Raw genomic sequence first — 8,561 nt, forward strand, 5'->3', positions numbered from 1 at the left:
GACTCACGCTTGGTTGTTACCTTTTGGTTGCTCAATAGAAGAGGATTGAGCAATCTATTTTGTCCTGCTCAAATCTCAATCCCATCAATTTTTCATTTCCGCTTGACTTTCAAGACAATCGCTACGGCGAGGGGCGATCGCGCTTTATTTGAGAGGTGTTTGTATGCCGGACAGTATTACCATTCATCTTTTTAAGCTAGGTAGCTTTAACTCCGTTGAGGATATAGAACAGCATCTAGATATACTTCACGCTTCATCTAAATATATGCCAACTCACTGGGCAAAGGATGAACGTCCTAGTTCTAAGCGTGCGTATGTAAAAGATGAAGTCTTATTTTATGGAGAAGATATTGGCAACTATGGACTAGTTCATCTTTATCGCCAGCCGCCGCCTACTTATACGCTTTATTATGAATCAAATAAACGTTTTGCACCCAGCGTCTTCCGTTTAAAATTTGAGGATACAAGAAGTTTTGATCCGAATATAATTAAAGAAATTTTTGATGTTAGTAGTGCTTTTGCATGCCAACTAAAACCTATTTTTGGGTATGTTTTGACTTCTTGGGATGGTGATTATAAAAAATATTTGCCAAAACAAACGATTAGAGCATTTGAGCTAGCCAAATACGGTCCCAATCCAGTTCAAGCCAGAACTTGGTTTGAACCATATTTAATTAGGTTAATTGGACGAGAGCAGCTTGCTCAATGTGGCGCATTTATTCGCGATACAGAATGGGAAGGCATTCAACTGGATCTTGTCCCAGAACCGTGGAATGCGACTTTAGATGAATTAGTTAATCGCCAGCGAGAAGTCATGGAATGCCTTCAGCCAACAGAAGTTTTCGGTGACTACAGCAGTTCTCCAATCTTTTATCCTGGTAAAAAGTGGGTTCATTGGGAATCTTGACCTGTAGCGCAATCCTCCTTTCTTTTCTCTCCTTCCTGCTAGTGCGATCGCCCTCTCACGCGTAGCGCGATCGCCCCTCGCGTAGATACTGTTTTGGGGGTCAAGGGGTGGGACCGAGTTTGGCTGGGTCAAACGGCAGACCTGAATGAAGCACCCCATAGATAATGCGGATCAACTTATGCATGACCGCGCCGACAACTTGCATCTTGGTTTTACCTGCTGCCAATAAGCGATCGCGCTGCCCACCCTGCGGCAAATATTCGCCCGATTTACCAGAGAATTGGACTGTTGCCCCAGGTGGATGGAAGGGGATAAGGGAGTGGGGGGTGGAGGAGTGGAGGAGTAATCATTACCCCATCACCCCCCTTCCCTTCGATTCAGGAACTCCAGCCTGAGTGACTGAAAGTAGTATCTAGAATTTCCCGGATCAGAGCAGTGATTTGATGGAGGATTGACCTGTGATAGACCTTCCGGCAATCAGTGATTTCACGCACTGCACAGCCCTCATTCCCGCTCCTTTGCTCCCCTGCCCTAATCCTCAGTCCGGGCGATCGATCCGGTTAACAAACACCGTCAACAACAGCATCGGTGGAATTGGGATCAGGCAAATCAGCCATTGATTCAGATTTAAAGGTGCCGTTTTAAAGATCAGGTTCATGAAGCTCCATTGGCTGAAGATGAACTGGGAAACGATGGTGGCAAGGATTCCCAAAGCGATCGCCGGAGAACGGCTAATCGATCCGGGGCGACCCATCAGTTTGGCGACGATCGCTCCCCCTAACTGGCTAATGCTTAACAGGTAGACCAACCTACCGGCAACCAGTGCCTGAATTGCCATCGTTCGAGCGATTGCCAGATCTCCTGTGGTTTGCCGCGCCCATTCAAACATGCCAAAGATCAGAATCCAGTTAAATACGGATACCGCCAGAATTCGCTGCAACAAACTGCCGGAAAGGAGGGGTTCACGCGGATTACGGGGAGTTTGTTGCATGACCCGGTTTGACTTGGGTTCAAACGCCAGCGGAACCGTCATGGCGACTGAGTTGACCATATTCAACCACAGCACTTGCAAGGACAGAATGGGAAGCTCTCTGACAAAGATGGCACTGATCAAAATGGTCATGGATTCCCCCCCATTGACCGGCAAAATGAAGGCGATCGCTTTACGCAGGTTTTGGTAAACGGTTCGTCCTTCTTCGACCGCCGCTTCAATCGATGCAAAGTTATCATCGGTCAGCAACATATCAGCGGCTTCCCTGGCAACATCGGTTCCACTTCCGCCCATTGCCACTCCAATATCGGCTTGTTTCAGGGCGGGCGCATCATTCACCCCATCCCCGGTCATGGCGACAATTTCGCCTTTAGACTGCAATGCCTCAACCAACCGCAATTTTTGAGCCGGGGCAACGCGGGCAAAAACGACTCCTTCCTCAACTGCCTGCGCCAATTCGGAGTCATCCATTTCTGCCAGTCGTTGTCCGTTAAATCCAATCACCTGCTGATTCTTCTGTAAGCCCAGCCGCTCCGCGATCACCGTGGCAGTTGTCAGATGATCACCCGTAATCATCTTCACTTGAATTCCGGCGGAGCGGCATGCCTGGACTGCCGCGATCGCCTCTGGACGGGGTGGGTCAATCATTCCCTGTAGCCCCAAAAACATTAAACCCGACTCCAGATCCTCATGGGTCAGGGATCGCTTGGTTTCGGGGACTGGTTTTTTGGCGAATGCCAGTACCCGTAAACCTTGCTTTGCCATGTGCTCCACTTCCTGCCGCATCAACTCCTGATCCAGTGGAACGGGTTGGGTATGCGCATCCAGTCCCTTCTGACATCGGCTGAGGATGGCTTCTGCCGATCCCTTAACATAGATTACGTTGCCAGAGGAGGTTCGATGCAGCGTCGCCATGTATTGAAACTGCGACTCAAAGGGAATAGCATCCAATTTGGGTCGCAATTTGACTTGCTCAGCTTGGCTTAAACCTGCTTTTTTAGCTGCCGTAATCAAAGCCCCTTCAGTCGGGTTTCCAACCACTACCCATCGTTCCTCTTGCATCTCTAAATGGGAGTCATTGCAAAGTATTCCGGCAACCAGACATTCTTGTAACACGTCTGCATCTGCCGGATCAGTGGACGATAGCGGCGAAAGTTGTTGCTCGGAATCGGTCGAGGTGGCGGGTGCGATCGCCCCATCGGGATCGTAACCCGTCCCACTGACCTGGAACCGTGTTCCACCGGCATAGATTGCCTGTACTGTCATCTGATTTTCGGTCAGGGTGCCTGTCTTATCGGAACAGATGACGGTGGCACCTCCCAGCGTTTCTACCGCAGGCAACTTGCGGACAATGGCATGACGGCGTGCCATCCGGTTTACCCCAATTGCCAGTGTTACAGTCACTACCGCCGGTAGTCCCTCTGGAATGGCGCTAACTGCCAGGGCAACTGCGGCTTCAAACATTTCTGTCAGTTCCCTGCCCTGCCCCACCCCAACTGCCAGGGTAAGTGCCGCCAGTGCCAGAATCACATAGAGTAAGGTCTGACTAAATTTGGCAAACTTGCGGGTCAGGGGAGTGCTTAAATTGGTACTTTGCTCGATCGATTTGGAAATTTGCCCTACTTCCGTTGCGCCTGCGGTGGCGACCACAATGCCTTTGCCCTGTCCAAAGGTGACAAAACTGCCCGCATAAGCCATGTTGGTTCGCTCTGCCAGCGGTGCCTTATCATTCAGTGGTTGAACCGTTTTCTCGACCGGAACCGACTCTCCCGTTAGCGCGGACTCATCTACCTGCAACCCACGCACCTGAGATAGCCTCAAATCTGCTGGAACTTTGTCGCCGGATATCAACCGAACAATATCACCCGGAACGAGTTCCCGTGATGGGATCCGCTGCTTTTGTCCATCCCGAACCACCGTTGCTTCTGTAGTGACTGCACTTGCCAATGCGGCGATCGCCCCCTCTGCCTTGGACTCTTGCACAAAGCCAATAATTGCATTAATGACGGTCACACCCCAGATCACAAAAGCATTCGTCCAGGAACCCAGAAAAGCTTTGATAGTTCCCGCAATCAGCAAAATGTAGAGTAATGCCTGATTAAATTGCAGCAAAAAGCGTAACCAGGCAGGTTTTCCTGGTTTTGCCTTGAGTTCATTTAACCCATACTGCTCACGCCGTTTGTCTACTTCCGCAGCAGCTAACCCCTGTTCCACATCGATTTGGAGTGATCGCGCCACTTCTGAAACGGAACAAGCGTAATAGGCTTGCATAGTCTGATCATTCGATTGAGTCATCATGATGGCTACAACACCAGAGGGTAGGCTACAAGCACCCACAGTTTACGAAAAAGTCTTTTGAATAGCAAAAATACACCGTTTCTGATTCCAGGGAAGAATTTGAGGTTGGATCAATTGAAACTGCCTTTGCAGTTCATCCTGCGATTCAGCAACACCAAAAATACCCCAGCCGTGAAACAGTGAATGACTCTTTCAGCCATCCTATCAACTATGGCTAAGTGATGCGGGTAGATGGGTAGATAAGTAGATGGTTCTTATCCACTCGCCCACACCCCTCCCCATCACCGATGGATATTGATTTCTGCCAGCCCGATTATCCTCCTTCCCAGGAGAGACGATAGCTACATTTGCGGTTGTTAAGGTAGTGACCACATGGGAGAACCTGAGCCGGACTTGAGAGACGCAGAAGCTTAGAAGGAGATCATCAAATGGAATTGACACCTAAAACGAATCGTGATCAACAAGAAAGTCAGGCTGGTAGCATCAGTGATGTAGAACGATGGGGATCCCTGATTACCGGCGGTACGCTTGTCTTGATGGGGTTGAGTCAGCGCTCTTTGCGCGGTGCGCTCATAGCGGTTGCAGGTGGCAGTTTGGCTTATCACGGTGCAATGGGGCAAACCAGTTTGCAAGACAAGGTGAGTGAAGCTACGGGTTTCGATAAAGGAATTCGGGTGGAAAAATCTGCGACGATTATGGGTAAGACCCCGGAAGAACTGTACCGCTTCTGGCGCAATTTTGAGAATTTGCCCACTTTTATGAAGCATCTCAAGTCGGTTACTGTGGTGAACGACACCCGCTCTCACTGGATTGCCAACGCTCCTTTGGGCAACAGTGTGGAATGGGATGCAGAAATTATTAATGAACAGGAAAACCATCTGATTGCCTGGGCTTCTGTGGAAGGGGCAGATGTGGATAATTCTGGCTTCGTTCGATTTAAACCTGCGCCTCTGGGTATCGGGACTGAGGTGAAAGTGGTGATTGAATATAACCTTCCCGGTGGTGCGGTGACGGCAGCGATCGCCAAATTATTTGGGGAAGAACCCGAACAGCAAATCGGCGATGACCTGAAACGCTTCAAGATGTTAATGGAAACGGGTGAAATTGCGACAACGGAAGGGCAACCATCTGGTTAGAAATACCAGCCGCAATTAAGCAAATGGTCTTTTCGCTATGCCCTACCCTCCCCCACCCTGGAATCTTAAAGGTCACGCCTGTCTGGCGGCACTCCACCTGATTGATGTGGCTCATGTGCGTTCCCTGGTTCCAAAAGAATTGAGTCTTGTCCCAATTCTGCCGGGTAAAACCCTGGGTGGAATTTATGTTGCCACCTATGGCGAAGGTTCCACCCTGACCTATAACGAGTTGATTGTCGTTAGTGCGATCGCCTATGGTGCGGGGAGAGTTGGTTCCTGGATCTCTCATATCTATGTAGACCATCCAGACTCAGTCATGGGAGGGCGAGAGATCTGGGGACTGCCCAAGGAAATGGCTCGGTTTGAATGGGGCACGACTGGGCAACCGTGGGTGCAAGTGAGTCAGGGCGATCGTTTGCTATGTAAGCTCACTACCCACTGGCGATCGCCCCAGCTTCCGTTGCCTGTCAGCCTGTTTAATTTCAGTACAGCCAATGCCAGGTCTTTGGTGTTTAAGGCACAGGGGAATCTCAATCTTCAGTTAGCCAGGGTAAACCTGCATGTCCCAACAGAAAGCCCCTTTTCCCAGCTAGAGTTTGGTCAATCCTGGTTATCCTTCTACAGCAATTCCCTATCACTGGTAATTGATGCGCCAGCAGGGGTTGAGAGTTGAGAGTGAGGGTGGGGGATGGTCAGGGTCGGGGCTGAGAATATAGCCCTTTTCAAGGGTGTGAAGTACAGTGAGGATGCAAAGCATCCTCACTGTACTTCACACGTTTATACTTCACCCAGGTGCAAACCGCTACAGGCTCAGGGCTGGGAACTTTCTGGAAGAGGCGATAGAGGTTGAGGTTCTGGTGCCGGAGATTTGATCACAGCGTAGGCGAGGATCCAGCCAATCACAACTCCCAAACCGCCAAACCGAATAATTTGCCAGAAGGGTTCCTTCAGGCTCTCCCAGGAAAAGAGACGGCTTTCCAGATTGATTTCCAGTTCATCAAGCCGGTCCTGGATGCGTTTAAGTTCAGTCTTCAGTTCAGGGGAGGGCGATCGCTGAAACTGCTGTTTGAGTTCGTCTTGGCGCTGTTGGATCTGTAAGCGGGTTTGCTGGTCTTGCTGCACTTGGGCATAGCGACCTTTGAGCGCCTGGAAAGACTGTTCAACTGATTCCAGTTCTTGCTCAAAACTGAGTTCTTCAGACGGTTGTTCGTCTGTATTTTGCGATGGCTCCTGAGGAGATTTCATGAGCGCGTAGTAAAGTAAAGATCATGGCACCTATCAAGAATAATGCCCAATCCTATGGTTAATGCTTCGGTTGAATCTTCTAATTCAGGTGAAATTTCTAAAGACCTCGCCACTCTGCGCCAGTTTACGGCGACGGAACTTGCCCAAGCGTTGTTAGAAAAGCTCGCAGTTACCGATGGAAATTGGCACCGTCTCAAGTCAAATCGTAAAGTACGGGCAGGAGAGCAGGCAGCCGCTGCTTTAGTCTTCTTGCTCAAGGATCAGCCAGAGGAGGCACTACCGCGGCTTCAGCAAGCAGTGGGTTGGCTCGATCGCTCGATCTCGGCTCCCCCCTGCCCGACGCATGGGAATCGATAATGGGAAATGGGTAATTGGTAATGGGGAAGATGCAATTACCGATTACCTCCGTAATTTTTGCATGATTTCTATTTCCATACCTTTTTGATGGTAGAACTTTTGTCTTTCCTATGGTAGAAGCAACGGTTTGATCCGGATGTGAATATAATCTCGTTTTGCATTAAGGATTTTAGAGGTATGCATCGTTTTTTTCTATCAGTTTTAGTTCTAGCTTCAGCAATCTTTGGATTGTCCAGTCGGCTGGTGGCGGGAGAAGCTATTCCCGTTAGCCAATTACCAGAACCTGTAGCCAATGCGGTCAAAACCCAGTTTCCAAATGCAGAATTTCTGTCAGTAGAGCGGGAGACCGACGATGGCAGAGTTAAATACGAGGTGAAAATTTTGGATGGCAACCAGAGAAAAGAGGTAGAACTGGCTCCCGATGGACAGGTTCTCAAGATTGAGAATGAGAATTAAATGAAATGATGGGTTTAGATCTGGGACTTCTTAGCAAGTTACAGATCAAACCTCTTCTAAAGTTTCTTTCAACAAAGAAGTTTCCTTTCGTTAAAGCTGTTTGGCTAGAAAAATTCCCAATTCTACCCCTATAAACCCCAGGAGTGGACTGCCCAACCAGTACAGAATTGACTGTTTGTAACGTCCCATTCTAAAAAGGTTTGAGACATCCAACTCATAGGTTGAGAACGTAGTATAGGATCCCAAAAAGCCGATCGTAACCAGTGGGTTAAGGGATGCCACAAAAGGATTTTGCATGAACGGTCCTTGAATTAAAGTAATACAAAATCCCATCAGCAAAGCACCGGAAAGATTGACCATCAGTGTGCCGTAGGGAAAGTTGGTTCCAAACAGGCGTGTACTTAGAAGCGTCAGGTAGTAGCGGCTTAGTGCGCCTGGAACTGCGCCCAGCGCAACGAGCAGGGGTAGAAGAAGGACGGGATGTAGAATGACTATCGATGACATGGGACTGTACTGAATTACAATTCCGTTCTTCGGTTCACTAGTTTCAAAACCAGTTCTGCTAGAGCAATGCCCAATTGCAGGCTGACTAAACCTAAAATGGCACTGCCCGACCAGTAGAGCAAATCTGCCTCAACGTTACGCTTTTGCCACAGTTTCACGGTATCTAATTCATAACTCGAAAACGTCGTGTACGATCCCAGAAAGCCTGTGGTCAGAAGTAAACGGAGATCGGGATGAAGGTAGAGGGGTGGTCTCAGGGTGGCAATAGCCAGCAGCCCCATGCCAAAACAGCCCGTTATGTTAATGATGAAAGTCCCATAGGGAAATTCGGTTCCCCATAACTGGCTAAGCCATAGCCCCAGGTAGTAACGGCTTAATGCTCCCGCGATCGCTCCTAGCCCAATGGCAATTGGAGTGCGGATAACACGATTCATGGATTGCCCTCAACTAAAATTACTAGTTCAGCACCACCCGTATACAAGAGTACTAAATTTAGACATTGAACCAGAATGTGACTTAAAAATGACGGTAGTGCCATTAGGTAAAGGATAGGGAAAAATCAGTCATCTGCTCGCGTTGTAATTTCTCTCGAATCTTCTGGTTGTAGTGATGGATGAAGTTCCAAATCGCACCAATGTGATTTTCGAGCTTCTTAGAAAATGACAAA

Annotated in this window: 10 protein-coding genes; 5 read left to right on the forward strand and 5 right to left on the reverse strand. The window is 48.9% G+C overall.

Annotated elements, in window-relative coordinates; genetic code table 11:
- Positions 1-163: 163 nt before the first annotated feature.
- The gene (locus AC1S52_RS00970; RefSeq protein ID WP_482027169.1) at positions 164-907 is read left to right on the forward strand and encodes a hypothetical protein; all 744 of its coding nucleotides are present in this window, start codon (positions 164-166) and stop codon (positions 905-907) included.
- Between the two features lie 100 nt (positions 908-1,007).
- Here AC1S52_RS00970 and AC1S52_RS00975 read toward each other — a convergent pair whose 3' ends face one another.
- Together AC1S52_RS00975 and AC1S52_RS00980 are read right to left on the reverse strand one after the other, a co-directional pair.
- Entirely contained in the window at positions 1,008-1,163 is a 156-nt protein-coding gene (locus tag AC1S52_RS00975) for a hypothetical protein (protein WP_482027170.1), read from the reverse strand.
- A gap of 282 nt (positions 1,164-1,445) precedes the next feature.
- Positions 1,446-4,169, reverse strand: coding sequence for a cation-transporting P-type ATPase (locus tag AC1S52_RS00980; protein WP_482027171.1), 2,724 nt, complete (start codon positions 4,167-4,169; stop codon positions 1,446-1,448).
- Positions 4,170-4,624: 455 nt separating this feature from the next.
- Between AC1S52_RS00980 and AC1S52_RS00985 the strand changes: the two genes are divergently transcribed.
- Positions 4,625-5,332, forward strand: a complete 708-nt coding sequence (locus AC1S52_RS00985) for an SRPBCC family protein (protein ID WP_482027172.1) — start codon at positions 4,625-4,627, stop codon at positions 5,330-5,332.
- A 37-nt stretch (positions 5,333-5,369) separates the two neighbouring features.
- On the forward strand, positions 5,370-6,005 hold the full coding sequence (locus tag AC1S52_RS00990) for an acetoacetate decarboxylase family protein (RefSeq protein ID WP_482027173.1): 636 nt from the start codon (positions 5,370-5,372) through the stop codon (positions 6,003-6,005).
- Between the two features lie 137 nt (positions 6,006-6,142).
- Here AC1S52_RS00990 and AC1S52_RS00995 read toward each other — a convergent pair whose 3' ends face one another.
- The gene (locus AC1S52_RS00995) at positions 6,143-6,577 is read right to left on the reverse strand and encodes a sll0565 family protein (RefSeq protein WP_482027174.1); all 435 of its coding nucleotides are present in this window, start codon (positions 6,575-6,577) and stop codon (positions 6,143-6,145) included.
- A 54-nt stretch (positions 6,578-6,631) separates the two neighbouring features.
- Between AC1S52_RS00995 and AC1S52_RS01000 the strand changes: the two genes are divergently transcribed.
- Positions 6,632-6,934 carry a DUF6439 family protein gene (locus tag AC1S52_RS01000; protein ID WP_482027175.1) on the forward strand — a complete coding sequence of 101 codons (303 nt, stop codon included), beginning with the start codon at positions 6,632-6,634 and terminating at the stop codon, positions 6,932-6,934.
- Positions 6,935-7,111: 177 nt separating this feature from the next.
- Positions 7,112-7,390: a PepSY domain-containing protein gene (locus AC1S52_RS01005; protein WP_482027176.1), complete on the forward strand. Its 279-nt coding sequence runs from the start codon at positions 7,112-7,114 to the stop codon at positions 7,388-7,390.
- 90 nt (positions 7,391-7,480) lie between these two features.
- Here AC1S52_RS01005 and crcB (AC1S52_RS01010) read toward each other — a convergent pair whose 3' ends face one another.
- Entirely contained in the window at positions 7,481-7,894 is a 414-nt protein-coding gene (gene crcB / locus AC1S52_RS01010) for a fluoride efflux transporter CrcB (RefSeq protein WP_482027177.1), read from the reverse strand.
- A gap of 14 nt (positions 7,895-7,908) precedes the next feature.
- Positions 7,909-8,328 (reverse strand): fluoride efflux transporter CrcB, encoded by a 420-nt coding sequence (crcB, locus tag AC1S52_RS01015; RefSeq protein ID WP_482027178.1) that lies wholly within the window; start codon positions 8,326-8,328, stop codon positions 7,909-7,911.
- Between the last annotated feature and the right edge of the window lie 233 nt (positions 8,329-8,561).

It is taken from the genome of Kovacikia sp. CALU 1929, assembly GCF_056784235.1.